The sequence below is a fragment of the Ruegeria marina genome, from assembly GCF_900101475.1.
In the GTDB taxonomy this organism is placed as follows: domain Bacteria; phylum Pseudomonadota; class Alphaproteobacteria; order Rhodobacterales; family Rhodobacteraceae; genus Ruegeria_B; species Ruegeria_B marina.
Window position 1 is genome coordinate 348,435 of sequence record NZ_FMZV01000001.1, and the last position, 19,544, is coordinate 367,978.

Annotated in this window: 14 protein-coding genes; 11 read left to right on the top strand and 3 right to left on the bottom strand. The window is 63.7% G+C overall.

The window, feature by feature from the left end; genetic code table 11:
• Positions 1–588 carry a shikimate kinase gene (locus BLT75_RS01700; protein WP_093027055.1) on the bottom strand — a complete coding sequence of 196 codons (588 nt, stop codon included), beginning with the start codon at positions 586–588 and terminating at the stop codon, positions 1–3.
• 76 nt (positions 589–664) lie between these two features.
• Between BLT75_RS01700 and BLT75_RS24280 the strand changes: the two genes are divergently transcribed.
• The 5 genes from BLT75_RS24280 (at position 665) to BLT75_RS01720 (ending at position 6,295) form a co-directional block, all read left to right on the top strand.
• Entirely contained in the window at positions 665–817 is a 153-nt protein-coding gene (locus tag BLT75_RS24280) for a hypothetical protein (RefSeq protein WP_176827769.1), read from the top strand.
• On the top strand, positions 807–2,339 hold the full coding sequence (locus tag BLT75_RS01705) for a hypothetical protein (RefSeq protein ID WP_093027057.1): 1,533 nt from the start codon (positions 807–809) through the stop codon (positions 2,337–2,339). Before BLT75_RS24280 ends, BLT75_RS01705 begins: the two co-directional genes overlap by 11 nt.
• Positions 2,340–2,342: 3 nt before the next feature.
• Positions 2,343–3,296, top strand: a complete 954-nt coding sequence (locus BLT75_RS01710) for a tyrosine recombinase (RefSeq protein ID WP_093027059.1) — start codon at positions 2,343–2,345, stop codon at positions 3,294–3,296.
• 63 nt (positions 3,297–3,359) lie between these two features.
• Positions 3,360–4,667 carry an HlyC/CorC family transporter gene (locus BLT75_RS01715; protein ID WP_093027061.1) on the top strand — a complete coding sequence of 436 codons (1,308 nt, stop codon included), beginning with the start codon at positions 3,360–3,362 and terminating at the stop codon, positions 4,665–4,667.
• The gene (locus BLT75_RS01720; protein WP_093027063.1) at positions 4,664–6,295 is read left to right on the top strand and encodes an MFS transporter; all 1,632 of its coding nucleotides are present in this window, start codon (positions 4,664–4,666) and stop codon (positions 6,293–6,295) included. Before BLT75_RS01715 ends, BLT75_RS01720 begins: the two co-directional genes overlap by 4 nt.
• A 2-nt stretch (positions 6,296–6,297) precedes the next feature.
• Here the strand turns inward: BLT75_RS01720 and BLT75_RS01725 are convergent, their stop codons facing one another.
• Complete coding sequence (locus BLT75_RS01725) at positions 6,298–7,575, bottom strand: DUF2254 domain-containing protein (protein WP_093027065.1); 1,278 nt, start codon at positions 7,573–7,575, stop codon at positions 6,298–6,300.
• Between the two features lie 95 nt (positions 7,576–7,670).
• On the opposite strand from BLT75_RS01725, the gene BLT75_RS01730 reads away from it, so the two are divergent.
• A complete protein-coding gene (locus BLT75_RS01730) occupies positions 7,671–10,088 on the top strand; it encodes a GcvT family protein (protein WP_093027067.1) in 2,418 nt (805 codons plus the stop codon).
• A gap of 31 nt (positions 10,089–10,119) precedes the next feature.
• Positions 10,120–10,716, top strand: a complete 597-nt coding sequence (locus BLT75_RS01735; protein WP_093027329.1) for a nucleotidyltransferase family protein — start codon at positions 10,120–10,122, stop codon at positions 10,714–10,716.
• A 91-nt stretch (positions 10,717–10,807) separates the two neighbouring features.
• On the opposite strand, the gene BLT75_RS01740 is transcribed toward BLT75_RS01735, so the two are convergent.
• Positions 10,808–14,644, bottom strand: a complete 3,837-nt coding sequence (locus BLT75_RS01740; protein ID WP_245706302.1) for a Hint domain-containing protein — start codon at positions 14,642–14,644, stop codon at positions 10,808–10,810.
• 143 nt (positions 14,645–14,787) lie between these two features.
• Here BLT75_RS01740 and BLT75_RS23995 point away from each other — a divergent pair, with 143 nt between their 5' ends.
• The 4 genes from BLT75_RS23995 (at position 14,788) to BLT75_RS01755 (ending at position 19,521) form a co-directional block, all read left to right on the top strand.
• A complete protein-coding gene (locus BLT75_RS23995) occupies positions 14,788–15,132 on the top strand; it encodes a hypothetical protein (RefSeq protein ID WP_143028496.1) in 345 nt (114 codons plus the stop codon).
• Positions 15,133–15,655: 523 nt separating this feature from the next.
• Positions 15,656–17,284, top strand: a complete 1,629-nt coding sequence (locus BLT75_RS01745) for an amidohydrolase (protein WP_093027333.1) — start codon at positions 15,656–15,658, stop codon at positions 17,282–17,284.
• Positions 17,284–18,144 carry a CobW family GTP-binding protein gene (locus BLT75_RS01750; protein WP_176827800.1) on the top strand — a complete coding sequence of 287 codons (861 nt, stop codon included), beginning with the start codon at positions 17,284–17,286 and terminating at the stop codon, positions 18,142–18,144. Before BLT75_RS01745 ends, BLT75_RS01750 begins: the two co-directional genes overlap by 1 nt.
• A 9-nt stretch (positions 18,145–18,153) precedes the next feature.
• Entirely contained in the window at positions 18,154–19,521 is a 1,368-nt protein-coding gene (locus BLT75_RS01755; protein ID WP_093027071.1) for a M20 family metallopeptidase, read from the top strand.
• Positions 19,522–19,544 lie beyond the last annotated feature (23 nt).

Sequence of the window (19,544 nt, forward strand, 5' to 3'; positions counted from 1 at the left end):
TCAGGTCAGTTCCAATACGTCCGGTCGCGACCGCAGGGCGTCGATCACCCGGTCTGCCATCTGCTCGATCGAAGTTTCAGCATCCGATATCACGGTCAGATCGGCCTCGGCATAGATCGGTACGCGCGCCTCATAAAGCGTGCGCAAGGTCGCACGCGGGTCCGGTGTCCGCAGCAACGGGCGCGAATCCTTGTGTCTGACCCGGTTCCAGAGCACCCCAATATCCGCCTTGAGCCAGACCGAAACGCCGCGCTCGGAGATCATCCGGCGATTCGCAGAGGCCAGGAATGCACCGCCTCCGGTCGACAGAACGCAGGGCTCCCCTTCCAGCAGGCGGGCGATAACCATGCTTTCCTTTTCCCGAAAGAACGCCTCTCCGTCGCGCGAGAAAATCTCGGGGATCGACATGTTGGCCGCGGCCTCGATTTCGGCATCGCTGTCCAGAAAGGGAACCCCCAGCTTTGCCGACAGTGCCTTGCCGACCGCTGTCTTTCCTGCCCCCATCATGCCGACCATGACCACGGTCTTGCGCAATGCCGCCCGCGTCATGCCCATGGTTTGGGCCGAGTTATGCTCAATTTGCTTCATTCCACCGTGAATGACGTGATCTTGTGAAAAAGGCCAGTTATAACTTGGTCAAAATCGAGAAATGAGGCAGTTTCAAATGATGGGTCGTCTGGTCAAACTCGTGGTTTACATCCTTTGCCTGGGCTTTATCGGCCTGGTCGGATACAGCTATGTCGGCCCCTTCTTCGGCGTGGATTTTTCCGCCCCGCAAAAGGAGATACGGCAACCGGTGGTTCTGAATGCCGACTAGGCTCGCCGTCTTTCTGCTGGTTCTCCCCGGCCTCGCGCTGGCACAGAGCCAACCCCCGCTGTCGGTCATCGACTGGCTGAATGCGCCACCGCCTGCGAACCTTCCGGGCACGGTCCTGCTTGAACCGCCGGTGACAAGAACCGGGCAGCAACCGCAGATCGAAGTTACACCGCTTGAAGCGCTGTCCCCGCCGCTGGGGCTGGTTTCCTCCGGTGTGACGGGCCTGCCCGTGGACCTGTGGCAACGCAGCGACGCCGAGCAGCTTGCCGAAAGCCTGATGAATGTACCCGTCAGGGATCACCCGGCGATGCAGACGCTGCTCTACACGCTGCTGCTGTCGGAAACGAGGCCCCCGCAGGGAGCCGCCGAAGCTTCCGAAAGGATGTTATTGGCGCGCATCGACCGTCTCATGCAATTGGGCGCGGTCGATCCTGCGCAGGCGCTGGTGCAACTGGCCGGGCCCACCGACACGTCGGAACGGTTCGCGCGCTGGTTCAATGCGACCCTGCTCACCGGCGACGAAGACAGAAGCTGCGCGGCGCTGGTCGCGAAACCATACCTGTCCCCGGATTATGCGGCACGGATATTCTGCACGGCCCGGCGCGGTGACTGGACCTCGGCTGCGCTCACGCTTGAGGCGGCGCATGTGCTCGACCTGATACCACAGGACACGCTGAACCTGCTTGACCGGTTCCTCAGCCCCGAAATCTTCGAGGACTTGCCGCCGCCCGTGCGCCCCACGCGCCCCGACCCGTTGACTTTCCGTCTTTTCGAAGCGATCGGCGAACCGATGGCGACCGCGCCCTTGCCGCGTGCCTATGCCAATGCCGATCTCCGCGACCTCGCCGGCTGGAAGGCGCAACTGGAAGCAGCCGAACGGTTGACGCGGATCGGCGCGCTGACGCCAAACCAGTTGCTGGGCCTCTACACCCAGCGCGAACCGGCGGCATCGGGCGGCATCTGGGACCGGGTCACGGCGTTGCAGCGGTTTGAAACCGCACTTCAGGCCGGCAGCCCCGAGGCGGTCGCCAAGACCCTGCCGATCGTCTGGCAGGCGATGCAACAGGCGCGGCTGGAGGTGCCGTTCGCGCATCTGTTTGCCGATGCGCTGGCTCAACTGACACTCACCGATCCGAAGGCCGCCGCCCTGGCATGGCGTATCCGGCTTCTGTCGCCCGCCTACGAGCTTGCCGCGCGTGAACCGGTCGGAACCGATAGCGAAGCGGGCTTTCTTGCAGCCCTGGCCCAGGGAACACCTGGAAACGTGCTGCCGCCATCGCCACGGGCTGCGGCCATCGCCGAAGGGTTCTCGCGCGTCGCCCGATTGGCGCCGGAACTGGAGTTGCTGCTGGACGATGGGCATCTGGGCGAAGCCATCCTCGAAGCGATGGACCGGTTTGCACGCGGAGCCCAGGGCAATCATGGCGATCTGGCCATGGCGTTGGCCCTGTTTCGCCGTGTCGGGCTCGAGGACACCGCGCGCCGCGCTGCCCTGCAACTGATGCTGCTGGACCGGAGTTGAACGATGTCGGCGCCGGCAAGCCAGGATCGCTGGATATCGACCTTTCTGGAGGCTCAGGCCGCCGAACTGGGCGCAGCGACCAACACGCAACTGGCCTATGGCCGGGACCTGATGGATTTCGCCGCTTTTCTGGAACGGCGCGGCAGCAGTTTCGCCGCCGTCGATCGCGACATGGTCGAAGCCTATCTGGTCCATTGCGATGGCCAGGGTCTGGCCCGGTCCACTCGCGCCCGGCGCCTCTCGGCGATCAAGCAGCTCTACCGGTTTGCCTTCGAGGAAGGCTGGCGCGGCGACAACCCCGCGATCCAGATCCGCGGGCCCGGACGTCTGAAATCACTGCCCAAGACGCTGGAAGTGGTCGAAGTCGACCGACTGCTCGAGGCCGCCCGCCAGTCGGGACGTACCGAACAGGACCGGATGCGCAACACCTGCCTGATGGAGCTGCTCTACGCGACCGGGATGCGGGTGAGCGAGTTGGTTTCGCTGCCCGTGTCCGCCGCGCGCGGCGATCCCCGGATGTTGCTGGTGCGCGGCAAGGGCGGCAAGGAGCGCATGGTGCCGTTGTCCCCCCCTGCCCGCAAGGCGCTGGCCGCGTGGCTTGCCGCACGTGACGCAGCCGAGGACGATACCGCCGCAAAGGGTAAACCCCGAAGTCTGCACCTGTTTCCCTCGCGCGGTAAAAGCGGGCATCTCACGCGCCATGCCTTCTATCTGCTGATCAAGGAACTGGCCGCATCCGGCGGCATCGACCCCGAGAAGGTGACCCCGCACACCCTGCGTCATGCCTTTGCGACCCACCTTCTGGCCAATGGCGCAGACCTGCGCACCATACAGACCCTTCTGGGCCATGCAGACGTGGCAACGACGGAAATCTACACCCATGTGCTCGACGAACGCCTGGCCGAGCTGGTACTGACGCATCATCCGCTGGCCCGCGACAATGGCAACGGGGACTGACCCCTTGATCACGCCCATGCGCGGCCCCATAACGGTACTCACCGAAATCAGTCATCTGGACCAATGGACCCCTCTTCTTCTGCGCTCGACAGCGCCTTCTGGATCACGACCGGCGCGATCCTGCTTCTTCTCATCCTGTCCGGTTTCTTCTCGGGCTCGGAAACCGCGCTGACCGCCGCGTCGCGCGGAAAGCTGAGAAGCCAGGCCGACAAGGGCTCCAGCGGCGCCGCCAAGGCCTTGCAGATCACCGAGGACAACGAGCGCCTGATCGGCTCGGTTCTTCTGGGCAACAATCTGGTCAACATCCTGTCGGCTGCCCTGGCGACTTCGCTGTTCACGCGCGCCTTCGGCGAAAGCGGCGTGGCGATTGCTACGCTTGTGATGACCGTGCTGGTGCTGGTCTTCGCCGAGGTGCTGCCCAAGACATACGCGATTACGAATGCCGAGAAGGCGGCAGCCGCGGTGGCCCCGCTCATCGGGGTGGTTGTCATGCTGTTCGCGCCCGTCGTCGCGCTGGTCCGGTTCCTGGTGCGGGGGGTGCTGCGTCTCTTCGGGGTGCAGATCGACCCAGACAGTCATATCATGGCGGTCCGCGAAGAGATCGCCGGCGCGCTTTACCTCGGCCATTCCGAAGGGGTGGTCGAAAAGGAGGACCGCGACCGCATCCTGGGCGCGCTGGACCTGGCAGAACGCACGGTCGAGGAGATCATGCTGCACCGGTCGGGCATCATGATGCTGGATGCCGATGCCGAACCCGAAGTGATTCTGGCCCAATGTCTTGAAAGCCCGCATACCCGCTTGCCAGTCTACCGGGGCGAGCAAGAGAACATCATCGGCGTCGTGCATGCCAAGGATCTGTTCCGCGCCATGTACGCCCAGGTCGGCGGAACCGACGGGAATACAAGACGGCTCAAGGATTTCGACATCTCCAAGGTTGCGACAGCCCCTTACTTCGTGCCGGAAACCACGACGCTTGACGACCAGATGCGCGCCTTCTTGCGGATGCGCAGCCATTTTGCCCTGGTGGTGGACGAATATGGTTCGCTGCGCGGGCTGATCACGCTCGAAGACATTCTCGAAGAAATCGTCGGCGAGATCACCGACGAGTTCGACCTGGACAACGAAACCCCCGTCTCCCGCAGCGAAGACGGCCAGTTCATAGTCGAAGGCGCCACCACCATACGCGACCTCAACCGCGCCTTGGACTGGTCATTGCCCGATGACGAGGCCAATACGGTCGCGGGCCTCGTGATCCACGAGGCGCAGATGATTCCGACCGCCGGGCAGGTCTTTGCCTTCCACGGCTTCCGGTTCGAAGTGACCGGCCGCGAGGGCAACCGGATCACCGAGCTGAAGATTCGCCCGCTATGACGGCCGCTCAGCGTCTGTGGTCGTGGTTCGATGCCGTAGTGCTGGACCTCGGCAAGCAGATGCGCTGGTCGTTCCTGCCACCGCTGATGGTCTATTTCGCCTATGGCGCCTCGGGCATCACCAGCGTGGTCGGCACGTTTTTCATCAAGGACTACCTCGATGTCTCGGCCGCCTTCGTGGCCTCGCTGGCCTTCTGGGCGGGGCTGCCCTGGGCGCTCAAGATGCCGATGGGGCATCTGGTGGACCTGCTGTGGCGCTGGAAATGGGTGCTGGTGTTCCTCGGGGCCGGGCTGATCGCGGCCAGTTTCACCATCATGTTCGGGCTGGCCACACGGGTGCCGTGGATGGAGCAGGTGATGCCGGTCACCGCCTGGTTCGTGCTGGCAACGCTGCTGTCGCCCTCGGGCTATGTGATCCAGGATGCCGTAGCCGATGCGCTCTCGGTCGAGGCGGTGCCGCGGGTCGATGCCCGGGGCAACGCTCTGGACGAGGACACGCTGCGTGCCCAGCACACCACCATGCAGACGCTGGGCCGTGTCGCGCTGATCTCGGCCCTGACCGCGGTGGCGGCGCTGAACATCACGCTGTTTTCCGGAATCGAGGACCTGCCCACGACGGAACAGGGCGCGATCTATGGCCGGGTCTACCTGATGGGGCTGGCGATCCCTGTGATATCGATCTCGGGCGTGCTGCTGTCCATGATCCAGCAGCGGCGCCACATCGCCCGCCTGATGGCGCATGGCATGACCCGGGACGCGGCCGAGGCGCAGTTCGCCCCCGAGGGCGGCGCTGTCACGCCGAACTGGGCCTATTTCATCGGCGGCGGCGCCTTTGTCGCAGTGTCACTGGCCGTAGGGCTGTCGCAGGTGCAGTTCTCGCAGGAGATCATCTTTGCCGGGTCGATGGCGATCGTGCTCTACCTGATGCGGCAGCTGATCGCGGCGCTGCCGCCCGACAAGGCGCGCGCGCTGATCGGCACGGCGGTGATCGTCTTCGCGTTCCGCGCTACCCCCCTGCCCGGTGCCGGCGCGACCTGGTTCACCATCGACGATCTCGACTTCGACCAGCAGTTCCTCGCGGTGCTGTCGCTGATCACCTCGCTGCTGACGCTGGCCGGAATGATCGTGCTGCGCCCGCTGATGGCGCATCGCACCATCGTCTACATCGTGGTGCTGCTGACGCTGGCGGCGGGGGTGCTGGCGCTGCCGAATATCGGGCTCTATTACGGCATCCACGAATGGACCGCGCCGCGGACCGGCGGCATCGTCGATGCGCGGTTCATCGCGCTGGTGGACGCGGCAGTGGAATCGCCTCTGGGCCAGATCGCGATGATCCCGATGCTGGCCTGGATCGCCCGCAACGCGCCCTCCAACCTCAAGGCGACCTTCTTCGCTGTCATGGCGTCGTTCACCAACCTGGCGCTCTCGGCCTCCAGCCTCGGTACCAAGTATCTCAACCAGGTTTTCACCGTGACGCGTGAAGTCCGCGCCGAGGATGGCACCATCACCATTCCGGCGGATTATTCGGAACTGGGCCATCTGCTGATCACCGTTGCGGTGATCACCGTCGTGGTGCCACTTCTTGCCGTCTGGATCGTGCAGCGCTCGAGGTTCCGCAGCAGCGATTGAGATCAGGTCCGCGCGGCCCGAAGTTGATTTCTTTCGGTTTCGGATTTCAAACCGTTCAGGCCCCGCTCCATGCTGCGGTCTGCACAGTCACGCGCCGCAATGCCGAATGCCTCGTCGGCATTCGCTTCGATGGCTGCCAGGGCGCGTTGAATGGCCCTTTGCACCTCGATGATGGTCTCGCCGTCGCGCGCGATCCGGTCGAAAGTCTCGGCAAACAACGCCCTTGGCGCCAAGGGATACAGCCAGACACGGTCGAGCCTCGGCTTTGCCGGTTCGGCCTTGTCATCCGGACTGGCAAGCAAGAGCAAAGACGACAGCCGGTCGATCACCGTAACGGCGCTGGAGGGATCGTTGATGCCGGGTGACAGCGCCCGGCAGGCCATGTCCCCAAGGACAGACAGGCCGAACAACGGATCCTGAACGAAATTGCGCGCGGGCTTGATCGCAAAGGCACTTTCGGCCTGCTCCGCAATATCCCCCGGCAGGTTCTTGCTGCCGAAAACCGCGAGTTGCTGCCCGTCCTGAACATAGTCCCCGACAGAAACCGTGACAAAGACCCGCGCGTCCGCCTGCTCTGCCAGATCCTGAAGCGCCTCGACATAGATCTGCTGGACATAACCCGGCTCCGAGGTCCGGATCGGTTGCAGGTTGTCTGACGGCATGTCCGTGCCGGTCAGCGCGTTCGCGCCTTTGCAGGGTTCTCTTGCAAGCCCGCGCAGGGTCTCCGCGACCCGCCGTTCCACCTGAGCCAGGGTTTCGTCGAAGCTGCCCAGGTTCTCAAGATGCGCGATCCAGCGGATGATCGACACCACGATCAGCACGATGACCAGCAAGGTCAACGCGAAAAGAGCCACGCTTTCCTGCTCGGCAAAGAACGGGGTGCGCCGAAGAACCATGCCGAACATCGAAAAGATGAAGGCCCCCACGAATACGGACAGAACCGAATGCGTGGCGGTGTCGTCCTTGAGGATCACATGGGTGCGCGGGCCCCATTGGCTCCAGGCGGTTCGATAGGCGCCGGTCATCACCGTCAGCGAGAATGTCGTGACCGCCAGCATGCTGGTGGCAAGTGTTTGCAGGATCGGATCGACCGCCGCAGCCCCGATCTGGTCGGCCAGCCCGACCGGGATCAGATCGCCAAGCATCATCGCCAGCGGCACCGAGAGAATGCTGAGCGCCCCGATCAGCATGACCCGGACATAAAGCAGCCGCAGCATCCCGTGGGCAATCGTCAGAAACTTGGTAATCAAATCGACCTCTCGGATCAGGTGGATAATCATTTACGACATCTGGTGTCGCAAGGTGACAAGATCATGCTTGCTAACTGCCGTGACTGGTAGCGTAGACATGTCCCACAAGCTTAGCGGAGACTCATATGAAAACCACCACCCGTGTGGCCGTCATCGGCGGCGGCGTCGTCGGCTGTTCCGTCCTTTACCACCTGACCAAGCTGGGCTGGTCAGATGTGATGCTGCTGGAACGCTCCGAGTTGACCAGTGGCTCGACCTGGCACGCGGCAGGCGGGTTCCACACGTTGAACGGCGACACCAACATGGCGGCGCTTCAGGGCTACACCATCCGGCTCTATCGCGAACTGGAAGAGATCACCGGCATGTCCTGCGGGCTGCACCATGTGGGCGGCATCACCCTGGCCGACAACCGCGACCGGTTCGACATGCTGCTGGCCGAGCGCGCGAAACACCGGTTCATGGGGCTGGAGACCGAGATCGTCGGTCCCGAGGAGATTGCCAAGATCGCCCCGATCACCAATCTCGACGGCATAATCGGCGCGCTCTATGATCCGCTCGACGGGCACCTCGATCCCTCCGGCACGACGCACGCCTATGCCAAGGCCGCGCGCATGGGCGGGGCAACCATCGAAACCCATTGCATGGTGCGCGAGACCAACCAGCGCCCGGACGGCACCTGGGACGTGGTCACCGACAAGGGCACGATCCACGCCGAACACGTGGTGAACGCGGGCGGCCTCTGGGCGCGCGAGGTGGGCGCCATGGCAGGCGTCTATTTCCCGCTGCACCCGATGGAGCACCAGTACCTTGTCACCGACAACATCCCCGAGATCGAAGCGATCATCGACGCTGGCGGCGAACATCCGCATGTGATGGACCCCGCCGGCGAAAGCTATCTGCGGCAAGAGGGGCGCGGGCTGTGCATCGGGTTCTATGAGCAGCCCTGCAAGCCCTGGGCGGTGGACGGTACGCCCTGGAGTTTCGGCCATGAACTGCTGCCCGACAATTTCGACAAGATCGAGGAATCGATCGCCTTTGCCTACAAGCGTTTCCCGGTGCTGGAACGCGCCGGCGTCAAATCGGTCATTCACGGCCCCTTCACCTTTGCCCCCGACGGCAACCCGCTGGTGGGGCCGGTGCCGGGCATGCGCAACTACTGGTCGGCCTGCGGTGTGATGGCTGGCTTCAGCCAGGGCGGCGGCGTCGGTCTGACCCTGGCGCAATGGATGATCGAGGGCGAGCCCGAGCGTGACGTCATGGCGCTCGACGTGGCGCGGTTCGGCAACTGGATCAGCCCCGGCTACACCCGCCCAAAGGTGATCGAGAACTATCAGAAACGCTTCAGCGTCTCCTATCCGAACGAGGAACTGCCCGCCGCGCGGCCGAACCGCACCACGCCGATGTACGACATCTTTTCCGACATGGGCGCGGTCTGGGGCCAGCAATACGGGCTGGAGGTGGTGAACTATTTCGCGCAGGACGGCGAGCCGACCTATGAAACCCCGTCCTTCCGCCGCTCGGACGCGTTCGAGGCCACCGGCCGCGAGGTGCGCGGGGTGCGTGGTGGCGTCGGCATCAACGAGTTGCACAACTTCGGCAAGTACCTTGTGAAAGGGCCGCGGGCGCGCGCCTGGCTGGACCGGATCATGGCGGGCCGAATCCCGGTGCCGGGCCGGTTGTCGCTGACCCCGATGCTGAGCGAAAAGGGCAAGCTGATCGGCGATTTCACCGTCTCCTGCCTGAGCGAGACCGAGTTCCAGCTGACCGCCTCCTACGGGTCGCAAGCCTATCACATGCGCTGGTTCCAGAAACATGAGGAAGATGGCGTAACCATCGAGAACATCAGCGACAAACGCAACGGTTTCCAGATCGCCGGCCCCAAGGCACGCGCGGTTCTTGCCGCCTGCACCCGCGACGATGTGGACAGTCTACGCTTCATGGACGTGCGGCGGATGGTGGTCGGCATGACTGACTGTATTGTGCAGCGCGTCAGCTATACCGCCGATCTGGGGTACGAGATCTACTGCGATCCGATGGCACAGCGGCAGCTGTGGTGGACCTTGTGGAAGGCGGGCCAGGAGCACGACATGGTCCCGTTCGGCATGCGGGCCATGATGAGCCTGCGGCTCGACAAGTTCTTCGGGTCGTGGATGCGCGAGTTCTCACCCGATTACACCGCCGCCGAAACCGGCCTGAACCGCTTCATCGCGTTCAGGAAGAACACCGATTTCATCGGGCGTGCGGCGGCCGAGGCAGAACGGGCCACGGGCCCGGCGCGGCGGCTCTGCGCCTTTGAGGTCGAAGCCGACGATGCCGATGTGAACGCCTATGAACCGATCTGGCTGGATGGCGCGGTTGTCGGTTTCTGCACCTCGGGCGGCTATTCGCACCATGCGGGCAAGTCCATCGCGCAGGGTTTCCTGCCCAGCGACCGGATCGTCGAGGGCCTGGAGGTCGAAATCGAGATCCTGGGCCAGATGCGCAGGGCGCGGGTGATCACGGAACCGCTGTTTGATGGCGACGGCGCGCGCATGCGCGGGTGACAAGCCGCGCGCCAGCGGCCAGAGTGGCGGTATGGACAAGATCCCCATCCTCCTTCTGGCCGCCGGCCAATCGCGCCGCATGGGTGGCGCCGACAAGCTGATGCAGGACATCGACGGCGAACCGCTGCTCCGGCGGACCGCCCGGATTGCCCAGGCGGCCGGACCCGTCATAGCCGCCCTGCCTCCCGCGCCACACCCGCGCCATGCTGCTCTGACCGGACTGGATCTGGAGATCGTCGAGGTGCCCGATGCAGCCGAAGGCATGAACGCCAGCCTTCGCCGCGCGGTTGCCGCCTTGCCCCGCGACGCGGCCGCCGCGATGGTGCTGCTCGCCGATTTGCCCGACCTGACGGCGACGGACCTGTCATGCGTGCTGGGCGCCGTAGATTTTTCGACGAAAAATCTGGTCTGGCGCGGGGCGACAGAAGACGGCCGCCCCGGACATCCGGTGGTGTTTCACAAGGCACTGTTCCCCGAGCTTCTGAAACTGGCGGGAGATGCCGGCGCGCAATCTGTGGTTCAGGCGTATCGGGACAGGTTGGAGCTGGTGCCCCTGCCCGGCCAGAACGCCCGGACCGATCTGGACACACCCGAGGCCTGGGCCGAGTGGCGCGCCCAAAAGCAATAGGCGGGGCGCGGAAGACCGCGACCCGCCCTGCCCGCGCGCCCCGATACCACGCGGTTCATGCTGCATATTCGGGGAAGACCGAAGCCCGCTGTCAGATCAGCAGGCGGGCTTCGTGTTTCTTCAGCGACCGGCGCGCGGCGGCATAAGCCTCGATCCCTTCTACGGTCTTCAGTTCCGGGAAGAGTTCGAAGATCTCGTTGCGCTGTGCCTTGCCAAGACCGGCCAGCGTCTGGTCGCCAGGCTGGAAGCTCTCGGTCCAGGCGCCATCGGACAGAACCACTTCGTGCTGGTCGAACATGAAGTGAATATAGGTCACTTCGGACATTTCCACGATGTCCACGCCGTCCAGACCAACCAGGTGCTTCGCCGCGACCAGAACCTCACGCTCTTCGAAGTAGAGCGCCGTCTTGTCGTTGGCCACCAGGATCCGGTGGTTCGGGCTGACCATCATGTCGCGTTCCGGCAGACCGCCCCCCAGCGCACCCTGACGGATCAACACCGGGTTCAGGTGACCGGCACGGGCCAGTTCCGCACCGCTCAGCCTGCGTGCGCCGATCCAGCGGATCGCCTGAATGCCATTGTCGCGGGTAATCACGCGGTCCCCGATCTGCAACTCCTCGACCAGCCGCTCGCCCTTTGGTGTCGCGATCCGGGTGCCGGGGGTAAAACAGGGCAGGATGACCGTTTCGATTTCGCTGAAAGTCGATGTACCGACTTCGGTTCCGCTGCCATCAAAGAAGCGGACGGTGCCGGCTTCGCCATCGGTCGGATCGTATTCCACCGTGACCGAACCACCCGGCACGCCTGCGCCGGTCAGGTCCAGAACGTCCTCGTCCAGCCCGTCGGCATCCTCGCCGCCAATGATGACCTCGCCGATACCGATATTGACGAAACGGTCGTCGCCGAACTGGCCGGCAAGGATGTCACCGCCATCGTCGGGGTTGTCGTTGCTGCCGGAAATCGTGTCGTCGCCGTCGCCACCAGCAACAATGTCGCGTCCGGCGCCACCGTCGAGGTAATCGTTGCCGGCGCCGCCGTCGATGGCGTCGCCACCTTCTTCACCGTAGACGGTATCGTCGCCGTCTCCTGCAAAGATCACGTCAGTGTCGAGCCCGCCATAGACCAGGTCATCGCCACCGCCGGCAATGATTACATCCTGTTCATCGACCAGCGGCGCGACCGCGTCATCGCCATCGACCATGTCGCCGTCAGGATCGCCAGTGTAGCCCAAGTCGATGGTGTCGTTGCCGGATGTGCCCTCAACAATTCCGTCGAAGCTGTCCGGCGGGGTCGGTCCACTGCCCGGCGGCGGGGTCGGACCGCTACCAGGAGGCGGGGTCGGATTGCCAATTACCAGAACATTTTCGATTTCCGAGAACTCGGCCGTACCGGCAACCGACAGGTCGTCATTGAAATAGGTGATCGTGCCGGACTCGCCGGTCGGGTCTCCCAGATCGTAGTTGACCACGGCCAGACCGGTCGCGATGGCGATGTCATAGTCATTGCCCCCCTCGCCGCCGTAGAGCGTATCGCCGATGCCGGCGCCGATGGTATCGCGGTCGTCATCGCCATGGAGAATGTCGGCCTCGGTGCCGCCCAGGATCAAATCGTTGCCGGTGCCGCCGTGGATCTCGTCCTCGCCATGCCCGCCCAGCAGGGTGTCATTGCCGTCACCACCATCAAGGCTGTCCTGATCGATACCGCCATCGATCCAGTCGTTTCCGCTGCCACCCAGAATGGTGTCGTTGTCGTCCTGACCGTAAAGCGTGTCGTTGCCGGCGCCGCCATCGATGAAGTCGAGCCCATTGGTGGTTTCCGGATCCGGCGCGCCGTCGCTGCCATCATCGCGGATGTTCAGCCGGTCCGGGAAAATCGGGTCGAGGCCGCCATAGACGATATCGTCGCCGTCACCTGCGCTGATCGAGTCCGCGCCTTCGCTGCCGACGATGAAGTCGTTGCCGTCGCCGCCGTCGATGGTGTCGTCGTCAAGTCCGCCATCTATCGAGTCGTTACCCGCCCCGCCAGTGATCAGGTCGGTATCGTCGCCGGTCACAATGATGTCATTGCCATCGCCGCCGTCAACGGTATCGCGGTCGTCGTCCACAAACGGGTCGGCTGGCACGGCGGGGAAACCGCCATAGGCCGGGAAACCGCGATCGGGCAGGTTGCCGGACAGACTGCCGGTTGTGTCGATCACATCATTGCCATCGCCACCGTCCACGCTGTCATTGCCATCGCCACCGATCAGGGTGTCGTCACCGCCTTCGCCGATCAGAGTGTCGTTCCCGTCGCCGCCCGTCATGCTGTCGTTGCCGTCGACGCCGGTATCGGTATTCGGAACATCGAAATACACGTCCGATACGCTGATCTCGCTCGGGTTCGGTCCGGCCTGGCCATGTTCGATGGTCAGGCGGGCAACCGGTCCCGGAATGGTGACCAGGATCGAGTAGTTCGAGTTGTTGGGGTCGGCATAACCACCGTCGCCGGTGGCGGTTTCATTTCCGGCAACCCCGTTATCGTCGCTTTCGGTGACATTCAAACCGCCGGCAATGTTCACCGTGATCGGGTCGCCGTTCACGTCGAAGGCCTGGACCCGCGCCTGGCCGTCGCCGTCGATGTCGTTGATGCGGAACGAGACGTTGGTGACGGCTTCCGAGAATTCCAGCTGATAAGTGCCGGTATTCGACTGACCGTTCAGCTCGGACTCCATGGAACTGTCATCGGTCGCGGACGGGCCGTTGGTGTCAATATTGCCGACAAACTGTTCTTGGGTCGAAAACTCGGTGGTGACGCCGGCATCGGCATTGAGAACCGAGAAGGTGACATCCACGCCGCCCGTGTTCTGGGTGAAACCGCCGCTCAGGTCGTCTTCGTCGTCGATCGCGCCGCCATCGTCCGGATCGGGTGCGCGGAACCATTCGAAGACTTCGCGCGTGCTGCCGCCGGCCCCGCCGCCAGGCGCATTGCTGTCGCCGATCAGCAGATCGTCGCCCGCTTCGCCATTGACTGTGTCGTTGCCGCTGCCGGCATAGACGGTGTCGTCGCCTTCGCCCGCGTCGATGCTGTCGTCACCGGGGCCGGCATCCACGACGTCATCGTCCGGGCCATGGGTCGGATCGACGGCATCGCCATTGTCTATCATGTCGCCTTCGGGATCCCCGGTATAGCCGAGGTCGATCGTGTCGTCACCCGGTGTGCCTTCGACGATACCGTTCAACTGCCCCAGAACCGGAGCGTCCAGAACCGCGACATAGTCGATACCACCATCGAAATTCTGGTCGAAAACGCCTTCGGTGGCTTCGCGCGCACCGATAGTGAAGCTTTGCTCGTCTCCGGTGGTGACATCCAGCGTCATGCCGGTCTGGTCACTGGACACCATCGTCTGGGTGCCCTGGGTTTCGTTCAGGACCTTCATGTCCAGCCCGTATTCGGACCAGGAATAGGTAACGGTGACCACGTCGCCGGCGACGAAGAAGCCCGATGAGGTGCTGAGAACTTCCTCGATCCCGTTGGAGCGGTGCAGAACCTCCACCGCGCCGTCGTCGGTGACGCGCACTTCGAAGAAGCCGCTGTCGGCGCCGGGGGTCGTTCCCTGGCCGTCATCGACATTGCCGGAATCCTCGACACCGCGGCTAAGCACGGTATAAGGGCCCTCGGACAAAGCGCTGTTGCCGCCAAAATACCGGAATGACGTGACAATCGTCCCCTCTTCGAGATCGAACTGATCGTCGTCGCCGTCGTCGATGTCCATCCGCTGATCGGGGTAGCCCGTGTAGATCCAGCCCGCAGAAAAAGCCGGGTCATTTACCGGAGTTCCGTCCTGCGCGATGCCGTCATCCAGACCTGTGTCATTGGCCTCCGCCCCAGGACGGAAATCCCAAAGGCCAATCAGATTGGCCGAGTACGGATTGTCAAAATTCGTCGCCATACCATTCTCCTTCCCGGCACCCACGCGCCGTCCCGCGTTAAAGCGGAAACAAAATCACCGCGGCGATAGCGGTCCGGATGCGACTGCACTCAACCGGTCAATCGTCACCCGAGAAAGGCAGCCTGACAGCGACACAATGCGGAATGACGGAGCACAAAGCGCACGTCTCCAGCATCACCGGCAACCTGTACTGCTGCCGCGCGATCACGCATCTCACTCGCGTCCGAATGACGCAATTTTGGTGCGGTCGCCCCCGTGACCAACAAACATCGCCCCCCAGATGGGCTGGCTTCATCAATACCGGACGCCGTCTGGCCGACAAAGAAAAAAACAAACCAAAAAATGCCACATTTGGGCATCGCCACCCTGCATTGCAGGCAGGCCCGAGTGCATTGCACATCCAGTGGTTGATAATTGTTTCTGCAAATTTTCGAGAAATTCATCGAAAACCCGGACAAATCGGCAATATGGCAAAATCTCCGACGTGAACTCGCCCGATATCCCCTTGCTTTGTTTCCCGGTTGAAAACAGTTTGAAACCAAGGACATCGGGCCGCCGCGCCGGTGATCCAGACATATTTCTGCCATATTTTGTCCAATGACCGGGTATCAATACGGGCTTTGGGAGTGATTTTTGCCGGATTCACGAACAATACGCCCCGCGCGTCACTCGAATCGAGGCCCGGCTCAACGAACGGACAAGCCGTGACGGCTTCTATCCAAGCCATTTCACACCGGGAACGGAAAAAACATGATGGCGATTGATCGGCCATCCTGGGACGACTTTGGCGGGCGATGGTTTCCGAACCGGTCCCTCGTCGTACATATTGAACGCTCGTCCAGCCAGAATTCCGCAGCAACAGAGGCGAACCGCCCTGATTGCGCGCGGCCCCCGAACGCCGGAGGCGACTGTTCGTCAATCCACTCGAGGTTTCGAAGAGTGAAAACCCGCATTTCCATTTTACAGCGGAACACGCGCAGGCTACCCCTTTTACCGAATGTGGAGGTCAAGATGTCGGATATCACTGTTTTTGCGGCCAGAAAGATCATCACGATGGACCCGAGCCGCCCGGTTGCCAGCCATGTCGCGGTGCGCGAGGGAAAGGTTCTTGCCGTCGGCGGTGCAGACTGCGCCGATGCCTGGGGGCCGGTCACCCACGACAACAGCCTTGCGCATGCGGTGCTGATGCCCGGATTTGTCGAGGGGCACGCGCATATGATGGCCGGTGCGATGTGGAACTTCGCCTATGCCGGCTATCATGACCGGATCGATCCGCAAGGCCGTTTGCACAAGGGCATGACCGATATAGGCGCGGTGGTCGCGCGCCTGCGAGAGCATGTGGCGACCCTGCCCGCGGGCCAGCCTCTGATCGCCTGGGGGTTCGACCCGATCTTTCTGCCGACCGAGCGGCTAAACCGGCATCACCTGGACCAGATCGCCGCCGACCGGCCGGTGGTGGTGATGTTCTCGAACTTCCACCTGCTTTGCGCCAACAGTGTCGCGCTTGAAATGTCGGGATACAGCCGCGACACCAATGTCGAAGGCGTGGTCAAGGGCGATGACGGCGAACCCACCGGCGAGTTGCAGGAAATGGCGGCCATGTTCCCGGTGATGCGCCGGACCGGGATGGATTTCCGCGGACTGTCGCAGAAGGAGTCCGCCATTCGCACCTATGCGGATGTCTGCAAACACGCCGGCGTCACCACGGTGACCGACCTGTTCTCGGAAATGCAGGATTCGGACCTGGCCCAGTTGCTGGCCGTCACCTCGGACCCGGGGTTCGCCCTTCGCCTCGTGCCCGTGCTGGGGGCAGTCGGGGCCGCGCCGCAGGACATTGCGCAGCGCGCCCTGGCGTTGCGGGCGAAATCCACTGACAAGCTGCGCCTCGGCGCGGTCAAGCTGATGACCGACGGGTCGATCCAGGGCTGGACCGCGCGGGTCAAATGGCCGGGCTACGTTGGCGGTCAGCCCAACGGGATCTGGAATACACCGCCAGCGCTGATCCATGAGCTTTGCGCCACGATGCAGAAAAACGGCGTGCAGATGCATATTCATGTCAACGGCGACGAGGCGTCGGCGGTCACACTCGACGCGCTCGAAGCTGCCGCGCGCGCCCACCCGTGGCCGGGCGCAAGGCATGTCTTGCAGCATTGCCAGATGATGGGGCCCGATCAGTTCCGTCGCTGTGCGGAAATGGGCGTATGCACCAATATCTTCTCGAACCACATCTGGTTCTTCGGGGACCAGCATGCCGCGCTGACCATCGGCGAGGATCGCGCCACCCGCATGGATGCGGTGCGCTCCGCTCTGGACGAAGGCGTGCACATCGCGATCCATTCCGACGCGCCGGTGACCTCGATGGGTCCACTTTTCACCGCGTGGTGCGCGGTCAACCGCCAGACCATGTCGGGTCGCACCCTGGGCACCGAGCAGCGTATCACGGTGGAGGAAGCGCTCTATGCCATCACTCTGGGTGCGGCCTATACGCTGAAACTGGATGCCGAGATCGGCTCTGTCGAAACCGGCAAGATCGCCGATTTCGCCGTGCTGGGCGATGACCCGACCACGGTGGACCCGATGGCCCTGAAGGATGTGCCGGTGCTTGGCACGGTGTCGGGCGGCCGGGTGAACCTGATCTGATGCGCCTGCCGCTGACCGTCATCTCAGGCTATCTGGGCGCCGGAAAGACAACGCTGATCAACCGGCTTCTGGCCGAGGAGCACGGGCTGCGCCTGTTGGTGATGGTCAACGATTTCGGCGCCATCAATATCGACGCGCGCCTGATCGCGGCGGCGGATGACGACATGATCGCGCTGACCAACGGCTGTGTCTGCTGCACAATGGGGGCAGATCTGTTCATGGCGCTGGGCGACGTTCTGGACCGCGACCCGCGCCCCGATCACCTGGTGATCGAGGCCAGCGGCATCGCCGACCCCGCCGCCATCGCCAATGCGGCCAGGGCCGAGCCGGATCTGAGCTATGCCGGCATTGTCACGCTGATTGACGGGCTGAACGGTGCCGCTCTGCTGGCCGATCCGCTGATCGCGCCGCAGGTGGCGCAGCAGATGCGGGTGGCCGACCTGCTGGTCCTGACCAAGGCGGACAGCCCTGATGCCGAACTGACCGAGGCTCTACGGCAGAACGGCATTCCTGGCCCGTTGTCCCTGCCCCGCGCCGCACCGCTTGCGCCGCTGCTCTTTGGCGTGATGCCGCGTCCTGGCAACCATGCCGCCGTCCCGCATCCGGCCTATGTCGGCTGGTCCTGCCCCGCCCCCGCACCGATGAGCCGGACCGCCCTGCGCGACAAACTGAACATGCGCCCGGCAGGTATCTACCGCCTGAAGGGTTTCGTGCCCGGCTCTGATGGCATGACCGAGGTGCATGTGGTCGGCACCCATGCCGATTTGCGACCAGCGCAGACCGGGAACGCCGGGCTTGTCGCGCTGGGGCTTGCCGACAGGATAGGCCCGGCAGAGATTGAGGCCTGGTGGGCCAGTTAGGGGCATGACATGGGCAGACCGGACGCGATCGCGCGGGCAGAGGCGGAGTTTTACTCGGGACGTTTCTGGCAGGACCTGGCAACGCTGGTGGCGCAGGAAACCGAAAGCCAGGCCGCGGGGCGCGCGAGCGCATTGCGGGCCTATCTGACCGAAGCGCTGGCGCCGCATCTGGCGGCGCTTGGCATGACAGCGCGCCTGCTGCCCAATCCCGACCCGAATGGCGCGCCCTTTCTGCTGGCGGAACGGATCGAAGCGCCGGACTTGCCCACGATCCTCAGCTATGGCCATGGCGATGTCACCCGCGCGCAAACCGATGCCTGGGCCGAAGGTCTGCATCCGTTCCAGCTGACACAGCGAGGCGAGCGGTTCTATGGCCGCGGCAGCGCCGACAACAAGGGACAGCACCTTGTCAACCTGACCGCGCTGCGGGCGGTGCTGGCGGAACGGGGGCGGTTGGGGTTCAACCTGAAACTTCTGATCGAGATGGGCGAGGAGATCGGTTCGCCCGGGTTGGCTGATCTGTGCCGGACCGAGGCGGAGGCATTGAATGCGGATGTGCTGATCGCCTCCGACGGGCCGCGACTGGACCCCGCGCATCCGACGATTTTCATGGGCGCGCGCGGGGCACTGAACTTCGACCTGCGGGTGCGGTTGCGGCCCGGCGCGCATCATTCCGGCAACTGGGGCGGGCTGCTGACCGACCCGGCTATGATCCTGGCGCAGGCGCTGGCGACGATCACCGATGCGCGCGGTGCGATCCGGGTGCCGGAATGGCGGCCCGACAGCCTGACCGACGAGATCCGTGCAGTGCTGGCCGCCCTGCCCGAACCGGCGGGCGCCGATCCCGATTGGGGCGAGCCGGGTCTGAGTGCGGCCGAGCGGGTCTATGGCTGGAATTCCTTTGCCATCCTCGCGATGACAGCCGGCGTGCCCGAGGCCCCGGTGAACGCCATCGCGGGCGAAGCGCGGGCCACCTGCCAGTTGCGATTTGTGGTGGGCACCCGGCCGGAAGCTATCCTGCCCGTCCTGCGCGCCCATCTCGACAGACATGGGTTCGGCATGGTCGAGATCGTCGAGAGCGAGGAATTGCCCTTTACGGCGACCCGTCTGGACCCCGGGCACCCCTGGGCGCAATTTGCCATCGCTTCGGTCACCGAAACCATCGGTGCGCCGCCGCATGTCCTGCCGAACCTTGGCGGATCGCTGCCGAACGAATGCTTTGCCGATGTCCTGGGCCTGCCCACGATCTGGCTGCCGCATTCCTACGCGGGCTGTAACCAGCACGCGCCCAACGAACATGTCCTGGCGCCAACGATGCGGCAGGCCGCACAGGTCATGGCGGGGCTTTTCTGGGATATCGGCGAACGGCATGCCTAGCCGGCATCCGGATTAACGAAGTT